25 protein-coding genes are annotated in these 24,895 nt (G+C 62.6%); 14 read left to right on the plus strand and 11 right to left on the minus strand.

The window, feature by feature from the left end; genetic code table 11:
• Positions 1–57 precede the first annotated feature (57 nt).
• Positions 58–864: an alpha/beta fold hydrolase gene (locus V1277_RS29230; protein WP_334419261.1), complete on the plus strand. Its 807-nt coding sequence runs from the start codon at positions 58–60 to the stop codon at positions 862–864.
• Between the two features lie 262 nt (positions 865–1,126).
• On the opposite strand, the gene V1277_RS29235 is transcribed toward V1277_RS29230, so the two are convergent.
• The 5 genes from V1277_RS29235 to V1277_RS29255 form a co-directional block, all read right to left on the minus strand.
• Positions 1,127–2,371, minus strand: a complete 1,245-nt coding sequence (locus V1277_RS29235) for an MFS transporter (RefSeq protein ID WP_334419262.1) — start codon at positions 2,369–2,371, stop codon at positions 1,127–1,129.
• 182 nt (positions 2,372–2,553) lie between these two features.
• A complete protein-coding gene (locus V1277_RS29240) occupies positions 2,554–4,575 on the minus strand; it encodes a peroxidase family protein (protein ID WP_334419263.1) in 2,022 nt (673 codons plus the stop codon).
• Positions 4,576–4,771: 196 nt separating this feature from the next.
• Positions 4,772–6,553 (minus strand): flotillin family protein, encoded by a 1,782-nt coding sequence (locus V1277_RS29245; RefSeq protein ID WP_334419264.1) that lies wholly within the window; start codon positions 6,551–6,553, stop codon positions 4,772–4,774.
• A 2-nt stretch (positions 6,554–6,555) separates the two neighbouring features.
• Positions 6,556–7,215, minus strand: a complete 660-nt coding sequence (locus tag V1277_RS29250) for an OB-fold-containig protein (RefSeq protein WP_334419265.1) — start codon at positions 7,213–7,215, stop codon at positions 6,556–6,558.
• Positions 7,212–8,342, minus strand: a complete 1,131-nt coding sequence (locus tag V1277_RS29255; RefSeq protein ID WP_334419266.1) for a PspA/IM30 family protein — start codon at positions 8,340–8,342, stop codon at positions 7,212–7,214. Before V1277_RS29255 ends, V1277_RS29250 begins: the two co-directional genes overlap by 4 nt.
• A 144-nt stretch (positions 8,343–8,486) precedes the next feature.
• Between V1277_RS29255 and V1277_RS29260 the strand changes: the two genes are divergently transcribed.
• The gene (locus tag V1277_RS29260) at positions 8,487–9,875 is read left to right on the plus strand and encodes an Nramp family divalent metal transporter (protein WP_334419267.1); all 1,389 of its coding nucleotides are present in this window, start codon (positions 8,487–8,489) and stop codon (positions 9,873–9,875) included.
• 72 nt (positions 9,876–9,947) lie between these two features.
• Here the strand turns inward: V1277_RS29260 and V1277_RS29265 are convergent, their stop codons facing one another.
• The 5 genes from V1277_RS29265 to hemB all read right to left on the minus strand — a co-directional run bounded on the left by V1277_RS29265 (position 9,948) and on the right by hemB (position 15,323).
• On the minus strand, positions 9,948–11,321 hold the full coding sequence (locus V1277_RS29265) for an IS30 family transposase (RefSeq protein ID WP_334420487.1): 1,374 nt from the start codon (positions 11,319–11,321) through the stop codon (positions 9,948–9,950).
• A gap of 131 nt (positions 11,322–11,452) precedes the next feature.
• Positions 11,453–12,229, minus strand: a complete 777-nt coding sequence (locus tag V1277_RS29270) for an arginyltransferase (RefSeq protein ID WP_334374978.1) — start codon at positions 12,227–12,229, stop codon at positions 11,453–11,455.
• A gap of 185 nt (positions 12,230–12,414) precedes the next feature.
• On the minus strand, positions 12,415–12,984 hold the full coding sequence (locus V1277_RS29275; protein WP_334419268.1) for an RDD family protein: 570 nt from the start codon (positions 12,982–12,984) through the stop codon (positions 12,415–12,417).
• Positions 12,985–13,198: 214 nt separating this feature from the next.
• Positions 13,199–14,185: an integrase core domain-containing protein gene (locus V1277_RS29280; RefSeq protein ID WP_334416542.1), complete on the minus strand. Its 987-nt coding sequence runs from the start codon at positions 14,183–14,185 to the stop codon at positions 13,199–13,201.
• Positions 14,186–14,261: 76 nt separating this feature from the next.
• A complete protein-coding gene (gene hemB / locus V1277_RS29285) occupies positions 14,262–15,323 on the minus strand; it encodes a porphobilinogen synthase (protein ID WP_334419269.1) in 1,062 nt (353 codons plus the stop codon).
• Between the two features lie 211 nt (positions 15,324–15,534).
• Between hemB and V1277_RS29290 the strand changes: the two genes are divergently transcribed.
• From V1277_RS29290 to V1277_RS29320, 7 genes are all read left to right on the plus strand, one after another.
• On the plus strand, positions 15,535–16,008 hold the full coding sequence (locus tag V1277_RS29290; protein WP_334419270.1) for a DUF6163 family protein: 474 nt from the start codon (positions 15,535–15,537) through the stop codon (positions 16,006–16,008).
• A gap of 430 nt (positions 16,009–16,438) precedes the next feature.
• On the plus strand, positions 16,439–16,954 hold the full coding sequence (gene ldtR, locus V1277_RS29295) for a transcriptional regulator LdtR (RefSeq protein WP_028345688.1): 516 nt from the start codon (positions 16,439–16,441) through the stop codon (positions 16,952–16,954).
• Positions 16,955–17,332: 378 nt separating this feature from the next.
• A complete protein-coding gene (locus V1277_RS29300; RefSeq protein WP_334419271.1) occupies positions 17,333–17,557 on the plus strand; it encodes a hypothetical protein in 225 nt (74 codons plus the stop codon).
• Positions 17,558–17,591: 34 nt separating this feature from the next.
• Positions 17,592–17,813 carry a hypothetical protein gene (locus V1277_RS29305; protein WP_334419272.1) on the plus strand — a complete coding sequence of 74 codons (222 nt, stop codon included), beginning with the start codon at positions 17,592–17,594 and terminating at the stop codon, positions 17,811–17,813.
• Between the two features lie 93 nt (positions 17,814–17,906).
• Positions 17,907–18,263, plus strand: coding sequence for a DUF6152 family protein (locus V1277_RS29310; RefSeq protein ID WP_065747060.1), 357 nt, complete (start codon positions 17,907–17,909; stop codon positions 18,261–18,263).
• A gap of 4 nt (positions 18,264–18,267) precedes the next feature.
• The gene (locus V1277_RS29315) at positions 18,268–18,756 is read left to right on the plus strand and encodes a hypothetical protein (protein ID WP_334419273.1); all 489 of its coding nucleotides are present in this window, start codon (positions 18,268–18,270) and stop codon (positions 18,754–18,756) included.
• A 141-nt stretch (positions 18,757–18,897) separates the two neighbouring features.
• Positions 18,898–19,347, plus strand: coding sequence for a histidine phosphatase family protein (locus tag V1277_RS29320; RefSeq protein ID WP_334419274.1), 450 nt, complete (start codon positions 18,898–18,900; stop codon positions 19,345–19,347).
• Between the two features lie 11 nt (positions 19,348–19,358).
• Here V1277_RS29320 and V1277_RS29325 read toward each other — a convergent pair whose 3' ends face one another.
• On the minus strand, positions 19,359–19,607 hold the full coding sequence (locus tag V1277_RS29325) for a hypothetical protein (RefSeq protein WP_334419275.1): 249 nt from the start codon (positions 19,605–19,607) through the stop codon (positions 19,359–19,361).
• Between the two features lie 720 nt (positions 19,608–20,327).
• Here V1277_RS29325 and V1277_RS29330 point away from each other — a divergent pair.
• The 5 genes from V1277_RS29330 to V1277_RS29350 all read left to right on the plus strand — a co-directional run bounded on the left by V1277_RS29330 (position 20,328) and on the right by V1277_RS29350 (position 24,851).
• Positions 20,328–20,963 (plus strand): glutathione S-transferase family protein, encoded by a 636-nt coding sequence (locus V1277_RS29330; protein WP_334419276.1) that lies wholly within the window; start codon positions 20,328–20,330, stop codon positions 20,961–20,963.
• A gap of 310 nt (positions 20,964–21,273) precedes the next feature.
• Positions 21,274–22,584, plus strand: coding sequence for a serine hydroxymethyltransferase (gene glyA / locus V1277_RS29335; protein ID WP_334419277.1), 1,311 nt, complete (start codon positions 21,274–21,276; stop codon positions 22,582–22,584).
• A gap of 27 nt (positions 22,585–22,611) precedes the next feature.
• Positions 22,612–23,094, plus strand: a complete 483-nt coding sequence (nrdR, locus tag V1277_RS29340) for a transcriptional regulator NrdR (protein WP_028345697.1) — start codon at positions 22,612–22,614, stop codon at positions 23,092–23,094.
• Positions 23,091–24,242, plus strand: coding sequence for a bifunctional diaminohydroxyphosphoribosylaminopyrimidine deaminase/5-amino-6-(5-phosphoribosylamino)uracil reductase RibD (gene ribD / locus V1277_RS29345; protein WP_334419278.1), 1,152 nt, complete (start codon positions 23,091–23,093; stop codon positions 24,240–24,242). Before nrdR ends, ribD begins: the two co-directional genes overlap by 4 nt.
• Positions 24,243–24,851 carry a riboflavin synthase gene (locus V1277_RS29350; RefSeq protein WP_334419279.1) on the plus strand — a complete coding sequence of 203 codons (609 nt, stop codon included), beginning with the start codon at positions 24,243–24,245 and terminating at the stop codon, positions 24,849–24,851.
• Positions 24,852–24,895: the final 44 nt, after the last annotated feature.

Below are 24,895 nucleotides of genomic sequence, written 5' to 3' on the forward strand. Positions count from 1 at the left end.
GGTGATATCAGCGGCGGTTGCAGGTTTCCCCTATCTTAAGCTTTGGGTCAAATCCGAATGGAATCATACGACGACGACCTTAAATGTTTCGAGGCGCATGGCGCTGCGCCCCTGCCCACCGCGATCAATCAAGGCTTTGTGGAACACGACGGTGCTCGAATCCGGTACGCGACGTACGGGTCGGGAGCTCCCGTGATCTTGCTCCATGGCGGCCTTGGGCATAGCGGCAACTGGGGCTATCAGGTTCCTGCGCTGGTCGCGTCGGGTTATCGCGCCGTGCTGATCGATAGCCGCGGCCATGGCCGCAGCACGCGCGATTCGCGGCCTTTCACGTATGAGTTGATGGCGTCCGACGTTCTGGCCGTGATGAATGCGCTGCAGGTAGACAAGGCAGCCGTCGTCGGATGGAGCGATGGCGCCTGTACCGCTTTGATCCTCGCCATGAAGGCCGCCGAACATGTTGCAGGCGTGTTTTTCTTCGGCTGCAACATGGACCCCAGCGGCACAAGAGAAATCGAGCCCAGCCCGGTTCTCGACCGGTGTTTCGGGCGGCACGCCAAGGACTATGCCCAGCTATCAGCCACGCCGGACCAGTTCGACGCATTGGTTGAAGCTGTCGGCCAGATGATGAAGACCGAACCGAATTATTCTGCAGGCGAGCTCGCCCACATCCATGTGCCTGTTGCGATCGTGCAGAGCGAGCACGACGAGTTCATCAAGCCCGAACATGCCGAATATCTTGCACGGAGTATCGCGACAGCGGAATTGAAGATCCTGCCTGGTGTGAGCCATTTCGCGCCGCTGCAAAGGCCGAGGCAATTCAACAGCGTCATGCTTGCTTTCCTCCGCAAGGTTCTTTCTTGAAGGAAACAATACGCCTCGGTGCCTTGAGCGGACATCAGTCAGTCGCTTAGTGAGTACACGCCCTAGAAAGAAATGCTGGCAAAAGCCGTCATTGCGAGTGAAGCGATCTTTCTACGCTTGCTGCGCAAGCTTCGGCGGGCTTCAGTTCGCCGCAGCGCTTTAGCGCGAAGGCGGAAGCAATCCAGGGCCGCAAGAGAGGCTGGATTGCTTCGTCGCTATGCTCCTCGCAATGACGGTTTCGATTGACGCCCAACCCCGCCCGCTAACAGCCTGCCGGCTCGCCCACCATGTCTGGCTGCCGCGCCAGCGAGACTGCGGGCGATAGCAGGATCACCAGCGCCTGAGCGGCGAAGATGGCGGCTGCCAGATAGAGGCAGGCTTCCGCGCCATAGAGCCCGCCGACGATGGCGCCCAGCGCCGAGCCGAGCGGGCGGGCGCCATAGCTCATGATGTTGATGGCGGAGACGCGCCCAAGCAGCGACGGCGGGGTCACCGATTGGCGCAGCGTGGTGGTCGAGATCACCCACAGGATCGGGCCGGCGCCGAGCAGAAAGAAGCTCAGCCCGGCGAGCCACGGCGTCGGCACGATCGCCGTCAGCGCCATCACGGCGGCGGCGACGAAACCGGTAACCGGCCCAAGCCCGATCACGGTGCCGAAGGCCAGCCGCTGCATCACCCGCGTGGCAGACAGTGCGCCCGCCACCATGCCGACGCCGTACATCGCCAGCGTTACGCCGACGCCGGTGGCTGATAGTCCGAGATGGCGAACGGCGTAGGGCACGAAAACCGCAAGCAGCAGGAACGACGCTGTGTTGAAGATGAACTGCGTGATGAACACCGGCCGCAGCAGCGGATGATGCAACACGAACGCGGCGCCCTCCCTGATTTCCTGCAGGGGATGGCGGCGCGGGGCGGGGGCGCGCGCCGGTTCATAGATGCCCGACAGCAGCACAACGGCGATCACCGACAATGCGGCGGCAAAGCCGAACGCAGGCGCCGCGCCGACCCATCCGACCAGCACGCCGCCAAGCGCCGGACCGCTGGCGAATGCCACCGTGCGCGCCAGTTCGATCCGCGCGTTCGCCGCGGGCAATTGTTCCGAATTGACCAGCGATGGCACCAAAGCGGGCGCGGCGACGCTGTAGGCGACGGTGCCGCAGACGGCGACGAAGCCGAGTAGCGAGAGCAGCGGCAGCGTGATTGCGCCGAGCCAGATCAGCAGCAGCGTCGCCGCCAGCGCGGCCGCGCGCAGCGCTTCGGAGGCCGCCATCACCCAGCGCCGCGAGATGCGGTCGGCAAGGAGACCGGCGGGAATCGCAAACAGGATGAATGGCAGCGTCAGCGCGGTCTGCAATAGCCCGGTCTGGCCTTCGCCAACACCAAGCAGTAGCACCGCAACGATGGGCGCTGCGGCCAGCGCGATCTGCTCGGCCGATTGCGCGGCGAGGTTCGACCAGGCCAGACGGTTGAAGGTCGCGGGCAAGCGCGGGGTCGGAGCGGGTGACATAGCAGAGTTCCCTGAGATTCGATCTGACCCATTGTCTGGCCCAAGGACGATCCAACCCACCCGTTTCCCGACAAGCCGTTCTCCAAACAAAAACCTCCACACGAGAACGTGTGGAGGCGTTTTCATCTTCCGCCATGGGCAGGGATCGCGCCGATCCTCGGAAGCTGTTTGGTGGATTCGCGTCAAACGTCAAACAGGAAATCGTGCCTTGTCAGTTCATGAGGCCGCACGTCCGTCAGTTCGATCCGGTCGTCGCCGACCTGAACCACCGTATTCCCATGGTCGCCCCAGATTTTCACATCGCGAAAATCCAGCCGGCCGGCGTTCTCAAACACCAGCATGTCGACGCCTGGATCGAAATCGGTGATCTCAGCCTTGGTGGATCCGAAGTCAAACACGAAGCGGTCCGCGCCGTCATTGCCCGTCATCGTCTGCTTGCCGGTTCCGGCAAACACATAATCTCCTTGCGGACCGCCGATCAGCGTGTCGTTGCCATCGGAGCCGATAACGATCTGGCGGGCTTCGGGGTCTTCGGACTCCACGCCGCCGGCAAGGCCGGTGTGACGCGTATAGGTGACGAAGACATCGTCCTGGATATGCCTGGTGTCGGTGTTGCGCAGAATGATATCTGCCAGCGTCGTGCCTTTGATCTCGGCCAACGTCTTGGGATCAAACCCCTGGTTTTCAAACCAGAACCGGTCGCCATCGCGCAACGCCTCGAACTGCATCGTGATGATCGCCTGGAAGGTTTCGCCGACAAGCGCGCCGGGGACGTGATTTTCCGACAGGCCACCGGTCCACAGACCGACATTGTTGACATTGCCGTAAGCTGCTTTCAGTCCGGCCAGCGTCTCCGGGTCGCTCGTGATCTGGCTGAAATCCGTGTAGGGCTCGAGGCCGAGTGCTTCTCGGGTCTGGTTGAGCGTGCCGAGGCCAAGGTCGCGCGCGCGCTGGATGTTGATCGCGGCGAGATCCATAGACACCGGTGGATCGAAAAGAAAATTGCGCAGGTCGTCGACGATGCGCGCGTCGAGTGCTTGTGATGGATCGGCGGCCAGGTGGCGCAATTGTCCATCGGCGCCGCCATTGTCGTTGAAGTTTGCAGCCGGCTGGAAGAATACGTCCTTCAGGTCTTCCTCGGAGCCGGCGATGACTTCGCCGTTCTCCGCAAGGCCTTCGGTTTCGCCCGACACGATCGAATGCCCGAAGCGGAACGCCGCGGCGACGAATTCCAGCGTGAGGTGGGGATCGACGTTGGGGTCATAGCCATCGTAAGGCGAAAGCGCGTTCTTGCCGACGAGGTTTGGCAGGAACTCCGAATAGGTGATGTTGGCGATTTCCGCCGTCACGATAGCGCGCGCGTGATTGTAGAGTTGGTCGCCGCTCCAGTTCGGGTGCTCGACGTGCAGTCGGTCAACCCAGTAGTTGTGCTCGCGCACGAATAGCGTTTGCAGCGCGGTGAGCGCCGGATTTTCTGCGGCGCGGACGTCGCCGGCCACGACCATACCGTCGACGATCGGCAGGTTGCTGCCCTGCGACGTCAACATGTGACCATCGGCGGTGCGCAGGCTGGCCGCGGTCGCGGCGTTGGACCCATAGACCATCGAGGCATCCAGCCAGGCGGTATTGGAATTGACCGCCATGGCCGGGTTGGATGTGCCCGCACCGGTCGTGGGGTCGATGACGGCACGGGTGATCGGGATGATGGTGCCGTCGGGAAGCACGGGATCGCCCGCGGGGACGACGACGCTGATATCGCTGACGCCATCGGTCCGGGTCAGCGTCATGTCATGATCGATGAATTGACCCCATGCGTACATGAAGGCGGACACACCTTCCGGGTTCGCCACATCAGGGTCGCCCGCGCCGACCACAAGATTGCTGATGGTGCGGGGATTGTTGCCGCCGAGCGGAACGGAAATGCCATCGGCAAAATGCGCCTCGCCGATACGTGCGAATTCAGTGCCGGCAGCGTTGAGGGTGGAATCGGATTGATTGTTCTGCGCACCGTCGAAGCTGCGGTACTCGATTTTTACGGGCTGTGGACCCGGATGGCACGGCGAGCCGTGAGGGCCATGGTGCTCACCCGGGCCATGCGAGCCGTGCGGTCGGTGCGGCACGTGAAAATGGCCGAGAAAATCGCCGAAGTGAAAATCGTCGTTTCTGTCTTGGTGTGCCTCCCAAGTCCGCTTGAACTGACGCATTTGAATGCTCCCTCAGTTGCAATTGCGAATTAGTTGCAATTGGTGTCACGAATGAGAGGCATTTGCAATAAGGAAGTGGAGGCTGCCCGCGTGCTTCCCGACAACTGACAGGTGGAGAAGCACTCCAGCAAAAAGGCCCGCCGCGCGAATGGCGGCAGGCCTCGATTTGAGCGGCGTTTCGGCTGCTTCTGCTTGACTACGACTTGGGGCCGAGGGTCGCCTTGCCCGTTCCCGAGATGGTCGCGGGCGGTGTTGCTACCTCATCCGCATCATCTTCATCCGTATCATCTTCGATCGCAGGCAGTTCGGCCGGACTGGCGAGCTGCTGCGCGGCCAGCGCGTTGGTCAGGCTGGTCAGCGCGTCCGGGCCGGCGGCGAAGCCGCCCTCGGCGAGGATCTTGTCGATGATCGGCTTGAACGCCGAGACCGACAGCAACTGCGCGGCAAGGCCGTCGCCCAGACCAAGCCCGTTGCTATGACCGTTCATCGCGCCATTGCCGCCGCCACGGCCGAGCAGGCCGCCGGTGTCGAAGATACGGATGTCGGAAATCTTCTCGATCGGCTTGACCGCTTCGGCCAGCGCGTTCGGGATGATGTTGATGCGCGCCAGGGTGAGATCGTAGTCGACCATCGCCTGAGAGAGCTTGTTGCGCGCTTCCGCCTTCAACGCGGCCACCTCGGCCTCGGCCTGGCCGAGCGATTTGACGCCGGCCGCGCGGGTGGTCGCCGCCTCGGCGTCGGCCTTGGCCAGCATGGTAATGGCTTCCGCCTTGTTGTTCGCGGCCTGGTTCTCGGCTTCCGCCATCACGGTGATCGGCATCGCCTCGGTCTCGGCGGCCTTGCGCGCCGCGATCACGTTGATGATCTTGTCGCGTTCGGCGATTTCGACGGCTTTGGCGGTGGTGACCTTTTCCTCGGCCGCAATCGCCAGCGCACGCGCGGTCTCGGCGACGGTCTGCGCTTCCGACTGCTCCTTGCTCTTGGTCGCGATCGCAATCGCACTTTCCTGCGCCACGATCTGCAGGTCGCGCTCCATCTCGGTATTGCGTCGTTTCACCGCGAGATCGGCTTCGATCTTTCTGGTGTCGCGCAACTGGTTGGCTTCGGTCTGCTTGTTGGCGACCGCCAGTTCCTGCTGGATGCGGTACTCGGCCTCGTTCTGCAGCGCGGTTTGCTCGACCTGCGCGGTCTGCGCGCGCATCGCAGCGGTCTTGTTGGCGATGTCGCGCTGCTGCGCCAGTTCCGCCTCGCGCTTGGTGGCCTCGATCGTCAGCGTGGTCTGGCGGGCGACGAGGTCCTGCTGCGCGATGTTGACCTCGGTGGTGCGGACGATCTGGTTGCGCTCCTGTTCGCGCTCGCGCGTGATCTTGGTCAGCGTCGTCAGACCATGGGCGTCGAAGAAGTTGCTCGGGTTGAAATGCTTGATATCGCTCTGGTCGAGACGGGTCAGTGACACCGATTCGAGCTCAAGGCCGTTATTCTGGATGTCGGCGCCGACGGCGTCCTGCACCGATTTCACGAACGTCGCGCGCTGCTCCTGCAGCTCTTCCAGGTTCATGGTGGCGGCCACCGAACGCAGGCCGTCGACGAATTTGGCCTCGATCAGTTCGCGCAGCTCGCCTGCATTTTGGGTTCGGCTGCCGAGCGTCTGCGCGGCGAGCGCGATCGAGGAAGTATCGGGTTTGACGCGCAGATAGAATTCGGCGCCGATGTCGACGCGCATGCGGTCCTTGGTGATCAGCGAATCCGGGCCGCCGCGGGCGACCTCCAGCCGCAGCGTCTTCAGATTGACCGCGGCGACGGAGTGGAACACCGGAAGGACGATCGAGCCGCCGTCGAGCACGACCTTCTGGCCGCCTAATCCGGTGCGGACATAGGCTTCATCACGGGTCGAGCGGCGGTACAGTTTGGCAAGCAGTAAACCGATAACAAGAACGGCGATAACGCCAATCGTGACGGGTATTGCAAGTTCCCACATGTTCAAGCCCTGTCTGAACGTTGTTGCGCAATGAGGTCGGCTGGTGCGGAAATGGCGATAAAGCTCTTGGCATCACGATCGACCAGCAACACGCTGGCGCCGACCGGGAGCGGCGTGGATTCGGGACTGGCGCGCGCCACCAGAGAGTGCCAGTTACCGAAGACATCCTTGAGACGGACGCGGCCGGGCAATCCCTGGTCGAGTGGCCCGACCGAAACTTCGGCGACCTGGCCGATGAAATCGGCCTGGTCCACCGCATAGGTCTCGTCGCGCGGGATGATGCGGGCGATGCCGCGGCTGGTGACACGGATCGCGGGGAGGCTGACACCCGCGGCGGCGATCGCCGCGATCACGACCGGAATCGAAATTCCCGCACCGTGCGCGAGGCCCTGCAAAAAGAATCCCGCAATCGAAAACACGCCGAGTGCGAGGACGATCAGGATCAGCAGGGGTAGCCGCCCCGCATTGACCCACAGGAACAGGCCGCCCAATCCGTCACCACTGTCGACGTCGACGGCAACTTCTTTTCCGAAGAGTTCGCCGAGCGAGAAGCCGATCAGCATCGCCAGCAATTCGATGCCGCCGAGCGCCATCATGATGGCGGCAGCCACTGCGAAAGGCCGCACGTCCGGCGCTAGCAGGATGTCGGTCAGGGCACTCATTGCTGCGACTTGATCCTTTCAAGGCGGGCCGCGATTTCCTTTTCGCGGTGTAACCGGTCGAGTTCGTCGAGTTCCTTATCGCCGGCCACGCTGGCTGCAGGCACGCCGGTGACGCGTGCGATCGCCGCCATCGCCCGATCGGGACTCACTGTTTTAGTCGCGCCAGCCGCGCGTCCGGTTTCGTGCGGCGCGTGCTTCTCGAGGCTCGCCTCGAGATCGGCGAGGCGGGTCTCGGCTTCACGCCGCGCGCCAAGCATCGCCTGTAAGGCCTTGGTCTGCTCGTCGATTTCGAGTTCGATGAAATCCATCGCGCGTTCGAGAGCAGTGCCTTGCGATTCCAGATCAATTTGCCGTGCGACGCCGGCGCGCGCGAGGTCTTCGCGGTTCTCTGCAACCGCAAGACGAATCTTGTCGGTCAGCGCGGCGATTTCGGTGTCGAGCTCCTCGCGCCGGCGCTTGAGGCGGAACTCCTCGGCACGCGACTTGCCAAGCGCGTGGCGCGCTTCGTCGGCGCCGGCGTCGATTTCGCGGATCGCCTGCTTGACCAGCGCGACCTTGTTGCTGTTCTCGGCATTGTCGATCGTCTCACTGGCAATGGCGGCAAGAAGTCTGCCCATACGTGCAAGGATACCCTCGTGAACCATGGTCTTCTCCTCCGGCTGTGGTGATTTCGATTTCACGGCGATGTGGATTTCGTAAGCGCGGCCGTCCGAAACCAAATGAGCCGGGAAAGGACTATCCCAGCCGGCAAGATAGCCGGGGATTTCAAACGGCACCAAGACACGTCCGTGGACAGTGCTAATGGTCAGTGAAGTTGGTCCCTTGATCGCAAACAACTTGTCGTCGAGCGGGATTTTGCGCGTTGCCGAGCCTGCGACGTAACTGGCGCGGTCGCGCAGGCCGAGCGTCACGAGGCGCGCGGGCAGTCCGGTCTCGGTGCGGATCCGCTCATAGGCCTGGGCGTGGAGGGCGACGAGGTTGGCGCCGACCGGGGCAACCTCGGCGAGGATCGCCATCATCCGGTCATAGGCGGCAAAGGTCGCTTCGATGGCGGCGATGCCGGCCTCGTCGGGGGCAAGAGCGTATCGCAGCGTGGCAGTCGGGGTTTCGACCGGAACCTTTATCATGCCGCCAGCGTAAAGTACTTCCTCAGTGCTTTACAAGGCGGTCTGCGGTATCATTTTCGTGATTACCAGATGCAATTGCACATGATTGCCAGATGCAGTTGCAAATGAGTTGCAATAAGAACGAAGATCGGCCATCTTGCTCGAATGGATGCGCGCACGCCCGATTTGGGCCCGGAAGCCAAGGGTTTGCTGATGGCCGATACGACCGCCTCCGGTTGGCGCGCTGACGCCGCCGCCGACGCCCGGCGGAGCCTGCCCGAGGTCAATTCCACGATCCTGGTGCCCTTTGGCGGGCATTGGTCGCGCCGGCTGCTGGCCTTCCTCGGCCCCGGCTATCTGGTTTCGGTCGGTTACATGGACCCCGGCAACTGGGCCACCGACCTCGCGGGCGGGTCGAAGTTCGGCTACACGCTGCTCGCGGTCATCCTGCTGTCGAACCTGATGGCGATCCTGTTGCAGGCGCTGGCCGCGCGGCTTGGCATCGTCACCGACCGCGATCTGGCGCAGGCCTGCCGCGCCAGCTTCTCGCGGCCCGTGAACTTCCTGCTCTGGGTGGTCTGCGAAGCGGCAATCATCGCCTGCGATCTTGCCGAGGTGATCGGCACCGCGATCGCGCTCAACCTGTTGTTCGGCATTCCCCTGATCTGGGGCGCGCTGATAACTGCGCTCGATGCCTTCCTGCTGCTCCTCCTGATGAACAAGGGTTTTCGCTTCCTCGAAGCCTTTGTCATCGCGCTGCTGATCGTGATCGCGATCTGCTTTTCGATTCAGATCGTGGCTGCAGCGCCGCCGGTGGCTGCCGTTCTGAAGGGGTTTGTGCCGTCGTCCGAGATCGTCACCAATCCTGAAATGCTCTACATCGCGATCGGCATCATCGGCGCGACCGTGATGCCGCATAATCTCTATCTGCACTCTGCGATCGTGCAGACCCGCGCCTATGAGCGGAACGACAAGGGCCGCCGCGAGGCGATCAAATGGGCGACCACGGACTCGACAATCGCCTTGATGCTCGCGCTGTTCATCAACGCCGCGATCCTGATCGTCGCCGCCGCCACCTTCTATTCGAGCGGACGCACCGAGGTCGCCGAGATCGGGCAGGCCTATGAATTGCTGTCGCCGCTGCTCGGTCTCGGCATTGCCTCGACCCTGTTCGCAGTGGCGCTGCTCGCCTCCGGCCTGAACTCGACCGTCACCGCGACGCTGGCCGGCCAGATCGTGATGGAAGGCTTTTTGAACCTGCGGCTGCCGAGCTGGGCGCGGCGGCTATTGACTCGCGGCGTCGCCATCGTTCCGGTCGTGGTCGTTACCGCGCTCTATGGCGAGCGCGGTACCGGCCAGCTCCTGGTGTTCAGCCAGGTCGTGCTGTCCATGCAATTGCCGTTCGCGGTGATCCCGCTGGTGAAGTTCGTTTCCGACCGCCGCAAGATGGGCAAGTTCGTCATCCCGCGCACAGTCGCTGTCGTGGCGTGGATCGTCGCCGGAATCATCGTGGCGCTGAACGTGAAGCTGTTGTTCGAGGCGTTTTTCGGCTAACCGCGCACACGGCTGTCATCGCCCGGCTCGACCGGGCGACCCAGGGCGGATTCAACCGGTCGTCGCAACACTTCATGTATGGCCCGCTCGGAGAAGTTCGTCGAGAGTTTCCGCTGGTGTTTTCCAGCCGAGGGTTTTCCGGGGCCTGGTGTTGAGTGCAAGAGCCACGGCTTCAAGGTCGTCGACACTGTGTGCGCCAAGATCAGTACCTTTCGGAAAGTACTGTCGCAGTAGTCCGTTGGTGTTCTCGTTGGAGCCACGCTGCCATGGGCTATGAGGATCACAGAAGTAGACATGCACGCCCGCATCGATCTTCAGGCGTGCATGCTGAGCCAACTCGGCTCCTTGATCCCAAGTCAGAGACCGACGCAGTTGCTCGGGCATGGTGACGATCGCGCGAGCGATAGCGTCGCGCACCGCCTCAGCCCCGTGTCCGGCGAGTGCCGGTCCATTCTTCGCACGAACATCATGAATATGGCCCGGCATGCGCGGCAGATGCAGCAGCATGGTAAATCGTGTGGTGCGCTCCACCAAGGTGCCGATCGCAGAACTTCCAAGGCCTACGATGAGATCCCCTTCCCAATGTCCCGGCACGGCTCGATCGGCTGCCTCCGCCGGTCGTTGACTGATCATAATCTCGGGAGAAACGAAGCTTCTACCCTGCTTGCGCGTGCGCGCCCTCGGCATCCGAAGCGCCCGTCCCGTACGCAAACAAGCCGTCAGTTCGCGGCGCAGCGCTCCTCGGCCTTGCACGTAAAGTGCCTGGTAGATCGCCTCGTGACTGATCCGCATCGTCTCATCCTCGGGAAAATCGAGCCGAAGACGGCGAGAAATCTGTTCCGGGCTCCACGCTGTTGCCCAGCGTCGGTTCTGCCGATGCACGGCTCGGCGCCCCTTCCACACAACCTTCGGGCCAGCGATAGGCGCCCCGGCCCGAGTGGCGATCATACCGGCAAGCCTGTCTTGCACATAATCGCGCAGAATCGGATTGACCGCCAACTTCGCCGGCTTCGGGCGTCGGGCAGATTGATCCGCGTGCCATTGTGCCGTCGTCGCTCGGTATTCTGGAGCGCCGTGGCGGCGTGCCGCATTGCGTCGGAGCTCGCGAGAGATCGTGGATGGCGGGCGACCAAGATGACCAGCAATGGCTCGTACGCCGTGACCCTGCGCGCGCAAGATCGCGATCTCTTCACGTTCGGCGAAAGAAAGGTAGCGCCCTGATGGAGGTTTTGACGATTGCGAGAAATGTGTTGGCGGCATTCCGCCGGCCCTCCGGAACCACCGCACTCCGACAACCGGAGACACCCCGGCGTCAACTGCAGCATCTTCGCTCGAGCGCCCCGAGGCAACCGCCGCCCAAAACCGTCTGCAATTCTCCCGCCGTGCCTTCGGAACCCGGCCTGGTGATCGCGCACTCCGGCCCGAATCTTCTCTGTATCCATTCATCGCAACCTCCTTGGCTGAAGTGTTGCGACGACCAGTTGAATCCGCCCAGTACGCCGCGGCCTCTCGATTCAAATCACTGATGTCTCTGAAATACTGGATCACCCGCTTTCGCGGGTGATGACAGCAGAGGGTCAATCCTGCGGTTCGGACAGCATCTCGCCCGTCGCATCCACCCGCAGCCAGCCTGACGGCGCCAGCCGCTGCTGCGGCAGGAAGCGGCCCTTGTAGTCCATCTTCTTGGAGCCCTCGATCCAGTAGCCGAGATAGACGTAAGGCAGCCCGAGCCGCCGCGCGCGGGTGATGTGGTCGAGGATCATGAAGGTGCCGAGCGAGCGGCTGTGCTGCGACGGCTCGAAGAACGAGTACACCATCGACAGCCCGTCGCTGAGCACATCCGTCAGCGCCACCGCGATCAGCTCCTCGCCGCGGCCAGTGATACCGGTGTCGACGCCGCGCTTGCGGTATTCGATGATGCGGGTTTCGACATGGCTGTCTTCCACCATCATCGCGTAGTCGAGTACGGTCATGTCGGCCATGCCGCCATGGCGGTGGCGCCTGTCGAGGTAGGCGCGGAACACGGAGTATTGCTCCGACGTCGGCACCGCGCTGCGCTGTTCGCCGACGATGTCGGCGTTGCGCGCCAAGACTTTCTTGAAGTTGCGCGAGGGGCGGAATTCGTTGGCGATGACGCGCACGGAGACGCAGGCCCGGCACTGGTCGCAGGCCGGGCGGTAGGCGATCGACTGGCTGCGGCGGAAACCGCCATGGGTCAGGAGATCGTTAAGGTCGCCGGCCTTGTCGCCGACCAGATGCGTGAACACCTTGCGCTCGTGCCGGCCCGGCAGATAGGGGCAGGGCGAGGGCGCCGTCAGGTAGAATTGCGGGGTATCACGCGAGTGTTGGGTCACGTCGGGTCGTCACGCCTCCGAAACAAATCAACCATAGCGCTTTCCAACGCAGTAGACACCGGTTCGCGTTAAGAAAACGCATCGGAACGAAAAAAGCGCCGGCCCGGCCCCGATTTCATCTTGGGGGCCCGACCGGCTCTAACATCGCGCCCCGAAGGCGGGCGGTCAAATAGTTTGCTGCTCGCTCAATAGCTGCTGCGTGCCGAGGGAACTACCTGGGTACGAACCGAACTGTTGATGACCACGGTTCCCAGGATCATGTCGTGCAGCAGCCGGCGACGGCTGTTGAACAGGCCGACCAGCAGCACCAGCGGCGTCAGGAATGAGATCGAGACCCAGTACAGCACGGCATGGCAGGCACCGAGCACGAAATAGCCCGGCTCGCCGTACCAGGTGCGCAGCTCCAGATCCATCGCGCGCATGCCGAGCGTCGCCGAATGCGGGCCGCCGATCGAGGTACCGTAATAGACGATCGCCCACACGATGGTGGCGGGCCACGCCAGCCAGAACAGCATCCAGCCGAGCCCGAGCGTGATGATGCCGAACAGGCCGATGAAGATGTAGCCGAGGATGACGGGCACCGACAGCACGACGAGGTCGATCAGGAACGCAAATACCCGACGCGTCAGCACGCCGCGAAACAGTTCCGGCTGCGAATAGGGATCGAACGCATGCGGCGGCACCCCGCCATCGTTCCGCCAGCCGCCGCCAGCATTTGAAGCGCCGCCGGTATTGCCAGAGCCGCTATAAGACATGGTCCGTCCTCCAGGCCGATATTCCAGACCGTGACATGGGAACCGGCGGGGCCTGCGCCAAGGGGGCTGCGACCATTAACAGCGCGCAATATTACGCGGATGGGAGAGGGGACGTCGGCTCTCATCCCTTCATTGCGAGCGCAGCGAAGCAATCCATGTTGCTGCATAACGGATAGATGGATTGCTTCGCTGCGCTCGCAATTGTCGATGTTCACTAATTCGCTGATTGGATCGCGGTGGTCTTGGTGGCTGCAAAGGCCTTCGGGGTCAGCCCTGCAAGGGCCTGATGAGGCCTGTGGTTATTGTAGTAGATCAGGTACTCGAACAGCTCTTTGGCGAAGTGGTCGAGATTGTCGAAGGTTGCGCCCTCGATGACGTCCTCTTCGAGGGTTCGCCAGAAGCGCTCGACCTTGCCATTGGTTTGCGGCCGGTAGGGCCTGGTGTAGCGATGCTTGATGCCGAGTTCGAGCAGCATGGCCTCGAAGGGATGCTCCTGAGGGGTGTTGCGGGAGGCGAACTCGGCCCCGTTGTCGGACAGAATCTCGGCGAAGATCAGTCCGTAAGTGACGTTGAGAGTATTGATCATCTTCAGCGTCTTGAACATCACCGGAAGCGCCTTCTTGGAGGTCAGCACCTCGGCCCAGGCCAGGCGCGAGCAGCTGTCGATCAGGCAGATGATGTAGGGCGTGACAGGGGGTGGCGCGAGGAACATGTCGCGCGGCAATTGATGCAGATCGACGTGGCCGAGCTCCCCGAGCTTGTCCTTGATAATGCGGCGTTTCTCCTCGCGCATCGCCGGCGTGCGGCGGTTCAGTTGATGGCGCTTCAGCACCCGGTAGATGGTCGATGGCGAAGGTACTGTGGCGCGCTGCTCACGCAAGACGGCATGGATCTCGTAGCGGTTCATCCCCCGTTGGCGCTGAGCGATGATCTCGGCCTCGATCCCGTTCGGCTCGCGCCGTTCCCGCCATTTGGGCCCACGACGACGCGGCAACAGGTCGGCTTCATCGCCGCTCTGCAGATAGCGGTTGTAATACTTGCGGAAGGTCTGCGAACAGGTTCCGTGATGGCGGTAGAAATCCCCAACACTCTTGAACACCGCCGATCGGCCCGCCTTGACCGCCTCATATTCCGGGATCAGAAACCGCCACTTCTGCAGGTAATTGCGTTCAATCGTCCGGTCATAGCTGTTATCGCGCATCGGATCGTCCTCCAGAGGAGCGATCCAATCAGCGAATTAGTGAACTTGCACAGCAATGACGTGGAGAGGACGGAGGTTACCCCTGCGCCTTCAACTTCTCCGCGGCCTTCGGCGCAAAATACGTCAAGATTCCATCCGCGCCGGCGCGCTTGAAGCCGAGCAGGCTTTCCATCATCGCGCGGTCGCCGTCGATCCAGCCATTGGCCGCCGCTCCGGCGATCATCGCGTATTCGCCGGATACCTGGTAGACGAAGGTCGGCATCGCAAACGTATCTTTCACGCGCCACACGACGTCGAGATAGGGCATGCCGGGCTTCACCATCACCATGTCGGCGCCTTCGGCGATGTCAAGCTCGACCTCGCGCAGCGCTTCGTCGGAATTGGCGCTGTCCATCTGATAGGTGCGCTTGTCGCCGGTCAGCGTTTTGGCGGAGCCGATGGCGTCGCGGAACGGGCCGTAGAAGGCGGAGGCGTATTTCGCAGCATAAGCCATGATCTGCACGTCGAGAAAACCTGCCTCGTCCAGCGCCTCACGGATCGCGCCGACGCGGCCGTCCATCATGTCTGATGGCGCGATGACGTCGCAGCCGGCCTCCGCCTGCACCAGCGCCTGTTTCACGAGTACCGCCACCGTCTCGTCGTTGAGGATTTTGCCGTCCTCGATCAGCCCGTCATGGCCGTGGCTGGTGAAGGGATCGAGCGCGACGTCGCACAGCACGCCGATCTCGGGGAATTCCTTCTTGATCGCGCGCACCGACTGGCAGACCAGATTGTTCGGGTTCAGCGCCTCGGAGCCGTGCTCGTCGCGGAGCGACGGCTCGGTATAGGGAAACAGCGCGATGCAGGGGATGCTCAGTTTTGCCGCACGCTCGGCGTCGCGCACCGCCTGATCGACGGTGAGGCGGTCGACGCCGGGCATCGAGGCCACCGGCGTGCGCGTGTTGTGGCCGTCGACCACGAACATCGGCCAGATCAAATCATCCGTGGTCAGCACGTTTTCGCGCACCAGCCGCCGCGCCCATTCTGCCTTGCGGTTGCGGCGGGGGCGGATGGCCAGGTCGAGCGGGGTGGAGGCAAGCGCCGTTTGCCGCCGCGGCGCGTCGCGCATTTCGATCGGACGCCCGAACTTGATCGCCATGTGAACGGTACTCCTTGAGGCGGCGGAAAGGTTTTGATTTGTTCCAATTCTAGCACCTTGCCGCTGCCGCGTCACCGAGCCTTGATCTATCTCATCGGCAATTGATTTTGCCGTCGCGCCGGGCCAAGACATCAGGCCATGAGGAGATTCCAGCACACGTTGCGCCCCGGTCGCGAGGTCAGCCCCCAGATCAGCTTCCGGGTCGGCTTCCATGTCTGACCTTTCGGCGCGCGATCAGGGGCGGGACCATGCCAGGGACAATGCGATGTCCATGGCGGCGATGTCGTCGGAGCGGATCGAGCCCGACGACAATGTGTGGACGCGTCGGCTGGTGCTGTTCCTGCGCATCATGGCGGTCGTGTCGATCATGAAGGGCCTGTACCACTGGGCGCAGGTCACGGGTTTCATCGGCGGCGAGGAAGAGGCGTTCGAGAACCAGTCGATGGCCTGGCAGACCGCGACCGTCTATTTCGCCGTCATCGAACTTGTCGGCGCCGTCGGCCTGTGGCTCGCGACGCCTTGGGGCGCGGTGGTCTGGCTCACCACTGTGGTGTCGACAGCGGTGATCGAGCTGATGTTTCCGGGCATCTACGGCGGCAGCCTGACGGTGGTGGCGCTCGAGGCTGTAATGCTGGCCGCCTATCTCGCGCTCGCCTGGATGGCCGCGCGCGAGCGCCCGCCGTAGCGAGGCGACGGAGCAGCGCAGCAGCATCCTTCAACTCTGTCAGTTTTCCGCCATAATCCATCCGCGTGCAGAATCCGCGACGCGATCCCGTACAATTTTCAAAAAGTTTTTCCGTAACGATTTGGTCACCGTTAAAGGCCGTAAAGGGTTCCACCACACATCTTACGCGAGCGTTTCGATTTCAGACGCACCTGTTTCCGAATGCGACAAGGCTTGCAGACGAAGCGTGAACAGGACGCTTCCAGCGTCAATGAAATGTTGCAAAAAGCCTTGATCCATGGGGCTTAATCCACAATTCACTCTGTTAAATTCATGATCTCTTTATTGTCTTATTTAAGTGGATCTTCAAACCGCCCCCTTAAGTTGAAGCTATCAGGCGGGACAGAAGTTTCGTCGAAATAAGTCGAAAAACGACGACAGGGGAAGTGTCATGATCAAAGCCGTTGCAACGGCGGTGGAAACCGCTGAACGCTCTGCCGGTCAAACTCCGGTGCAGCCGCTCTATCTGGAAGCGTTGACTTTGGTGGAACGGCTGCATCGCCGGCTGCTCGACGTCATCAAGGACGAATTCGATCGCCGCGGCCGCGCCGACATCAATTCGGTGCAGGCATTGCTGCTCTATAACATCGGCGACAAGGAGCTGACCGCGGGCGAGTTGCGCACGCGCGGCTATTATCTCGGCTCCAACGTCTCCTATAACCTGAAGAAGCTCGTCGAGCTCGGCTTCCTCGATCATCAGCGCTCGCGCGTCGATCGTCGCTCGGTCCGCATTCGCCTCACCGCGCAGGGCCAGGAAATCCGCAAGATCGTCGATGCGCTCTACCAGAAGCACGTCAAGACGGTGGAGCAGGTCGGCGGCATCTCGAATGAGGAGTTCGCAACGCTGAACAAGTCGCTGCACCGCCTCGAGCGGTTCTGGACCGACCAGATCCTGTATCGGCTCTGAGAATCGTTAAGCGTTTCGCGCGAAGCCTGTCTTCGGACTGCAGTCCGGGGGTGGAGACGGTTCTCGCCAAGAAAACGCGTGAGAAAACGCGTCCGAACAAATGAATCTCGTCTGCGTTTGGCCGAGCCGGCCACCTAGAAGACCGGCCGCCAACAAGCGGACAAATGAACTGGCAAGGCAGTAAAGCCCTGCTCGACGCGCATCGGCGCCGGTCTTCCGGCTCCGGTGCGCTTTGTTTTTGAAGGGAAATCCTCCGTATTTCCGGGCAGCTATCGCTGTTTCCTAAAGAGAAATTGCGATTTCTCGCATTGGAACCATCGCGGCGGAACCATCTTCGCGCTTGCGAATTATCGGCCCGGCCACAAAACAGGTGAGGGCATGCTGGTCGAGCGCGGAATTCAGGTCATGAATTTTGAGGTGGTGGGCGATGCCTACGCGATCGCCTCAGACTACCTTCGCAAGAGCGGTGCCATTGCCGATACCCTGGTCACCGATGAGCGATTGCTCGCAATCATCGTGAAGATGTTCCGGCGCGGCGAGTTCAACAGGCTCAGGCTCGCCAACAAGGCGATCGCCACGTTCGAAGCAGGCGCATTGGCCTGAACGATCACCCGCTCACGCAACTCAGGAGAAATCCATGGAAGCCGCGATCGAACGGATCATGCAGACCTATGACCTGCTTCTGAACTGCAGCGCCGCTGCCAGCGAGGAGGCGCGCGCCAAGGTCACGGCCTATCTCACCACGCTGGTCGAGGCGGGCGAGAAGGATCCGCACCGGCTGACGGTGTGCGGGCTCACCTATCTACGCCAGCTCGATGGCAGCAACGATCCGGTGAAGGGAGGGTATACAGGATTGTAACGAAGAGACGCCTTGCTGCCGCGGCTTGACGCGAGCCTTGCTGCCTCGCGCGCGCCGCCATAGATTTGCGTCTCTGATCGGCGGAGGCTCGCCATGACCTCACTCACACGTCGTTTGTTTCTGTCGCTGGCGGCTGGCCTTGTGCCGGCTTCCGCCATCGCCCATCATGGCTGGGGCGGCTACGATACGTCAAAATCGTTCACCGTTACCGGCAAGATCCTGAAATCGACCTTCGAGAATCCCCATTGCGGGATCGAGATGGAGGTCGACGGCAAGCACTGGCATTTCGTCCTGGCACCGCCGTCGCGCATGCAGGCGCGTGGCGCAACGCGCGAGCTGATCGCGCCCGGCAAGACCTGCACCGTGTTCGGCTATCCTCACACCAGCAAGCCGGACGAGGCGCGGATCGAATACATCGTGCTCGACGGCAAGCGTATCGAATTGCGGTAGGGCAGTGGAACACCAGCCGGCCGCATCGATATTCCTGGCGCTGCAGGAAAGCGCGCTGGGCCATGCGATGCGCTCCTCGCCGGCGCTTTATCCCGCGGTCGAGATTCTGCACATTATCGGCTTCGTGATCCTGGTGGGATCGATCCTGGCGCTCGATTTGAGGCTGCTGGGACTCGGGCGCACGCTTGCCATTCAACCGATGGCGCAATTGCTGTTGCCGGTGTCGCGTGCGGGCTTTCTGCTCGCGATCAGCATGGGCTTTTTGCTGTTCAGCGCCGATGCTTCGCATGTCGTGAAAAATCCCGCGTTCCAGATCAAGCTGCTTCTGATCGGTGCGGCGCTGATCAACATCGTGATCGCGCATGCCGTTCCATGGCGTTATGTTGAACACTGGGGCGACAAGGCGTCCGGCGCAGCCAAGGTGACTGCACTGCTATCGATCCTGCTATGGCTCGGCGTCATCTGCGCGGGGCGCTTGATTGCGTATTTTTAGCAAGGCCGCTTTGCCATGTCCTGCATTCGCTTTGCCATCTTCGCGCTCCTCGTCGGTTTGTTCAGTTCGGCGGAGATCGCCACTGCCGACGAAGCCGCCAATGCCTGGAAGGCGTTGCGCGCCGGGGGGCATGTCGCGCTGATGCGGCATGCCGATGCGCCGGGGGGCTTTGGCGATCCGCCCGGTTTCCGCGTTGAAGATTGTGCCACCCAGCGCAACCTGAGCGCCAAGGGGAGGGCGGACGCCGAGAAGATCGGTGCGCGGCTCAAGCGGGAAGGGATTGCGTTTGAAACGATCCTGAGCTCGCCGTGGTGCCGATGCATCGACACCGCCAAATTGCTGAACTTGGGGCCGGTCGAGACCGTTGCGACATTCGGTAATGTCGTGGTGCTGCGCGATCAACGAGAGACACTAACGGCGGGCGCCCGCGCGCGCATCGCCAAATGGGCGTCGCGCGGAAACCACCTCATCGTGACACACGGCGCGAACATTTCGGCGCTCACCGGTGTCTCGCCGGCCAGCGGCGAAATCGTCGTCGTCAAAAGCGGAAGCGATCGCATTGAGCCTGCCGGCCGCCTGGTTCTCGATTGAGCCGGTTCGAGTTACTGCGCGTCCGCCCGCGCGTCCTTTGCGCGATAGCGGTTCCAGTTGGCGATCACGCCTTCGTATCGCACCGGCTTCGTTGCCGTTGCAGTACGTGCGTTTTCGGCCACTGTTTCATTGGCGGCATTCGGGAAAATCACGAAAAATCCCAGAAGACCGACGACCATCGTGCCGTAGATCAGGAAGGCCGTTATCAGCCTGCGTCGCGAATTGGCCTGACGCTCTTTCGGTGGGAGCGAGCTTTCCATGTCGGGAAATCCATCTGTCTGCCCCGGACGGTCATAAGTCGAAACGGCGGCATGTGATCTGGTTCACGCTGCGGCCGGCAAAGGTCTCGCGCTGCCCGACAGGCAAATCAGCTAGATGTTGTGTCCAGCCGGTCTCGCAAAAATTATCCGCTTTCGTCGCAGACCAAATCAGTCACATATACCGTGCGTCTCACCCAATTGAGGGGCGGGTCGCGATCGTCACGAACGTGCGGTGAGATGCGATGGACGCTGAATGCGCAAGACGTACGCGCAGGAGGCGTACGGCGAAGTCGTGTGGTTCTGGCGCCGCGGTGCTGGCGTTAAGTTACGTGGAAGTTTTCTGCGTGGCGACGGTGGCAAGAAAGCCGTTCACCGGGAAGAGCGCGAAGTAAGCCGTAAAGCCATTGCGCAGGGAAGGCCGGGATGCTCCCGCTGTACCTGTATGCTCGTGTGCGTGTTCCTTATGCGCACCTGCACACGAGACCGCGGGTGCAGCCAGCACCCGGTCTTCCCTGCGCCCTCTAAATGAGAGGGCGGTAAGTTGAGAGCAAACCTCGGGCGCAATGCGTCGCGAGATCGCGAAGGCGTATCTGCGTAGGATGGGTAGAGCGAAGCGAAACCCATCATCACGTGCACCGGCATTGATGGGTATCGCTTCGCTCCACCCATCCTACGGGACCTCAAGAACCGCCACGCTCTAACAACACCAGAGGAAGCCCCATGCTCACGGTCCATCATCTCAACGACTCCCGCTCGCAGCGAATTTTGTGGCTGCTGGAGGAACTCGGCGTGCCCTATGAGCTGAAGCGTTATCAGCGCAACGCCGAGACGCGGCTGGCGCCGCCGGAGTTGAAAGAGGTTCATCCGCTCGGCAAATCGCCCGTCATCACTGACGGCGATATGACCATCGCCGAATCCGGCGCCATCGTCGATTACATCATCCGCCGCTACGGCCAGGGAAAAGACAAGCCCGCGATGATGCCGGCGCCCGGTAGCGCGGACTATGAGGCCTACAACGAGTGGCTGCACTATTCCGAAGGCTCGGCGGTGCTGCCGTTGATGCTCAACCTCTATGTAGGCCGACTGAAGGAGGCGGGTGCGCCGCTGCATCCGCGCATCGACAGCGAACTGGCGAACCACCTCGGCTATATCGACCGCGCGCTGAACGGGCGCGAGTTCTTCGTCGGGGCGTTGCTGACCGGCGCCGACATCCAGATGAGTTTTGTCGGTGAGCTGGCAAAAGTGTTCGACAAGCTCGAGCCATATCGGAACCTGGCCGCTTGGCTGGAGCGCATGCACGCCCGTCCGGCGTTCCAGCGCTCGGTCGCCAAGGGCGGGCCGTACCGGTTTGCGTGAGGGGGCTCGTGTCCCGGGCGCTGCGCAGCATGAGCGGAGCGAATGGTGCGCTGCAGACCCGGGACCCAGCTTTCCGGCGCGTCCGGGGAACCTGGGTCCCGGCTCTGCGGTGCACCGCCAAGAGGCGCTGCACCGCGTCCGGGACAAGGGGCTTCATCCCCACCATATCTTGCATAAATACCAGCCCTGTACCGCAAATACTTGGCCAATTCCGGCCGATGTGGTATCTCGCAGGCGCTTCTTTCGACCGCCACACCAGACCCGCCCGCTTCGCCCCTAAGGGCCTGCGGCGGTGGAGATATTTCGCCCAATGACCTCCTCGCCCACCAGCGCCAAGACCGGCTCCGCGCCCGACTCGTTCTTCACGGCCACGCTCGCCGAGGCTGACCCGGAAATCGCTGCCGCGATCAAGGGCGAACTCGGCCGCCAGCGGCACGAGATCGAGCTGATCGCCTCGGAAAACATCGTCAGCCGGGCCGTGCTGGAAGCGCAGGGCTCGGTGATGACCAACAAATACGCGGAAGGCTATCCGGGCGCGCGTTACTATGGCGGCTGCGAATGGGTCGACGTTGCCGAGACTTTGGCGATCGAGCGCGCCAAAAAGCTGTTCGGCGCTGGCTTTGCAAACGTGCAGGCGAACTCAGGCAGCCAGATGAACCAGGCGGCGTTTCTGGCGCTGCTGCAGCCCGGCGACACCTTTATGGGCCTCGATCTCGCGGCCGGTGGCCATCTCACCCACGGTTCGCCAGTCAACATGTCCGGCAAGTGGTTCAAGGCCGCGCACTATACGGTGCGGCGCGAGGATCATCTGATCGACATGGACGAGGTGGCGAAGCAGGCCGAGCAGGTGAAGCCGAAGCTGATCATCGCCGGCGGATCGGCCTATTCGCGCGCCTGGGACTTCAAGCGCTTCCGCGAGATCGCCGATAGCGTCGGCGCTTACCTCCTGGTCGACATGGCGCATTTCGCCGGCCTTGTCGCCGGCGGCGTCCATGCCTCGCCAGTGCCGCACGCGCACGTCACCACCACGACGACGCACAAATCGCTGCGCGGCCCCCGCGGCGGCCTGATCCTCTGCAACGACGAGGCGCTCGCCAAGAAGCTGAATTCGGCGATCTTCCCGGGCCTGCAGGGCGGCCCGCTGATGCATGTCATCGCCGCCAAGGCGGTGGCGTTCGCCGAGGCGCTGCGCCCGGACTTCAAGGTCTATGCAAAGAACGTCGTCGAGAACGCCAAGGCGCTGGCGGAAACGCTGCGCGGCCACGGCCTCGACATCGTCTCCGGCGGCACCGACAACCATCTGATGCTCGTCGACCTCCGGCCCAAAGGCCTGAAGGGCAACGTGTCCGAGAAGGCGCTGGTGCGCGCCGCGATCACCTGCAACAAGAACGGTATTCCGTTCGACCCTGAAAAGCCGTTCGTCACCTCGGGCCTGCGTCTCGGCACACCGGCGGCAACGACGCGCGGCTTCGGCGTCGCCGAGTTCAAGCAGGTCGGCGGCATGATCGCCGAGGTACTCAACGCGCTGGCGCAGTCGGAGGACGGCAAGGCGCCGCTGGTCGAAGCCGCGATCAAGGAACGCGTGAAGGCGCTCACCGACCGCTTCCCGATTTATCAGTAAGGTCTAGCAAGTCGAAGGTCCCGTTGGATGCGTTGTCCTAGCTGCAACAGTCTCGATACGCAGGTGAAGGATTCGCGTCCGACCGAGGACTCGGCCGTGATCCGGCGGCGGCGGGTATGCATTGCCTGCAACTTCCGCTTCACCACCTTCGAGCGGGTGCAGTTGCGCGAACTGACGGTCATCAAGCGCAACGGGCGCCGGGTGCCGTTCGACCGCGACAAGCTGGTCCGCTCGCTGCAGATCTCCTTGCGCAAGCGGCCGGTCGACCCTGAGCGGGTCGAGAAGATGGTTTCAGCGATCGTGCGCGAACTCGAGAGCGGCGGCGAGGCGGAAGTCTCCTCGGAGGCGATCGGCGAGATCGTGATGGAACATCTGCGCCAGCTCGACGACGTCGCCTATGTGCGCTTCGCCTCCGTCTATCGCAATTTCCGCGAGGCCAAGGATTTTGAGACCGTGCTCGGCGAGCTCTCAGGCGAGGACGAAGCGCGGATCGCCACGTTGCGCAAATGATCTTCCGCATCCTGGAAGACCAGTACGGGCAGAAGATCAGGGAGTCCAAAGCGGCTGACCAGCGCTTCATGCAGCTTGCGCTGTCGCTCGGCCGGCGCGGGCTGGGGCGGACCTGGCCCAACCCGGCCGTCGGGGCGGTCGTCGTGAAGGATGGCGTCATCGTCGGGCGCGGCTGGACGCAACCGGGCGGGCGACCGCATGCCGAGCCGGAAGCCTTGAGGCGCGCCGGCGAGGCGGCGCGGGGCGCGACGCTGTATGTGACGCTGGAGCCCTGTTCGCATTTCGGCAAATCGCCGCCTTGCGTCGACGCCGCTATCGCGTCCGGCATTTCGCGCGTGGTGTCGGCGATCGAGGATCCCAATCCGGAGGTGGCCGGGCAGGGACATGCAAAACTCCGCGCGGCCGGGATATCAGTCGATGTCGGGCTCGGTGCTCAGGAAGTCGCGCGCGATCACGCCGGCCATTTCCGCCGCGTCCGCGACAAGCGCCCGCATGTGATCCTGAAGCTCGCCGTCTCCGCCGACGACAAGATCGCTGCCGCCGGCCACAAGCCCGTTGCGATTACGGGCGAGGCCGCGAGAACGCGGGTGCATCTGTTGCGCGCGCAATGCGACGCCATCCTGGTCGGCATCGGCACCGTGCTGGCGGACGATCCGCTGCTGACCTGCCGCCTGCCCGGCATGGAAGCGCGGTCGCCGGTGCGGGTGGTGCTGGATCGCGCGCTGCGCATTCCCGGCACAAGCAAGCTAGTTCAGTCCGCGCGGCAGACGCCGCTCTGGGTGATGACCTCAGATTTTGCCGAGGCGCCGGCCGCCGTGAAACTCGGTGCGGCAGGCGCGCAGGTGATACGCGTTACGGCTACCGCGCAGCCGCCGTGGCTGAATCTATCGGCGGTGCTGCACGCGCTGTCCGACAAGGGCATCACAAGGCTGATGGTCGAGGGCGGATCGCGGGTGGCGTCGTCCTTCGTCGCGAGCGGCTTGGTCGATGAAATCTGGCTGTTGCGCGGCCCTGATAAAGTCGGCGCCGACGGCATTCCCGCGCTGGACGCATTGCCGCTGTCGACTCTCACCGGGTCGCCCGCGTTCAAGCCACGTGCTAGCGAAAGCCTAGGCAACGACACTCTCACGATTTACGAGCGCGCTTAAATGTTTACCGGAATTGTCACCGACATCGGCGAAATCCTCGCCTTGAAGCCGACGGCGCAGGGGCAGTTGCACCGCATGCGGATCGCCTGCCGCTACGACCAGACGACCATTGCAGACGGCGCCTCGATTGCCTGCAACGGTGTCTGCCTGACGGTGGTGGCTTCCGGCGTCGAAGGCGGCAAGACCTGGTTCGACGTCGATGCCGCCGCGGAAACGCTCGGCATGACCACGGCCAAGCATTGGGCTAAGGGAACAAAACTCAATCTCGAGCGTGCGCTGAAGATCGGCGACGAGCTCGGCGGTCATATCGTCGCCGGCCACGCCGACGGCATCGCCACCATCGTCAGGCGCGACGATCTGCCCGATATGGCCCGGTTCGAACTACGCACCACGCGAGAGCTGGCGCGTTTCATCGCCGCCAAAGGTTCGGTGACGCTGGATGGCGTGTCGCTGACCGTGAATACGGTCGAGGATGTCATATTTTCGGTGCTGATTATCCCGCACACGCTCAGCGTCACCACGCTTGGCGGCTGGGTAGCAGGCAGCGAGGTCAATATCGAGGTCGACCTGATGGCCCGCTACGCAGCGCGGCTCTCGGAAATGAAGTGACGGCGCAGCCGTCATTCCGGGATGGTCCGAAGGACCAGACCCGG

The organism is Bradyrhizobium sp. AZCC 1588, assembly GCF_036924735.1.
Taxonomy (GTDB): Bacteria; Pseudomonadota; Alphaproteobacteria; order Rhizobiales; family Xanthobacteraceae; genus Bradyrhizobium.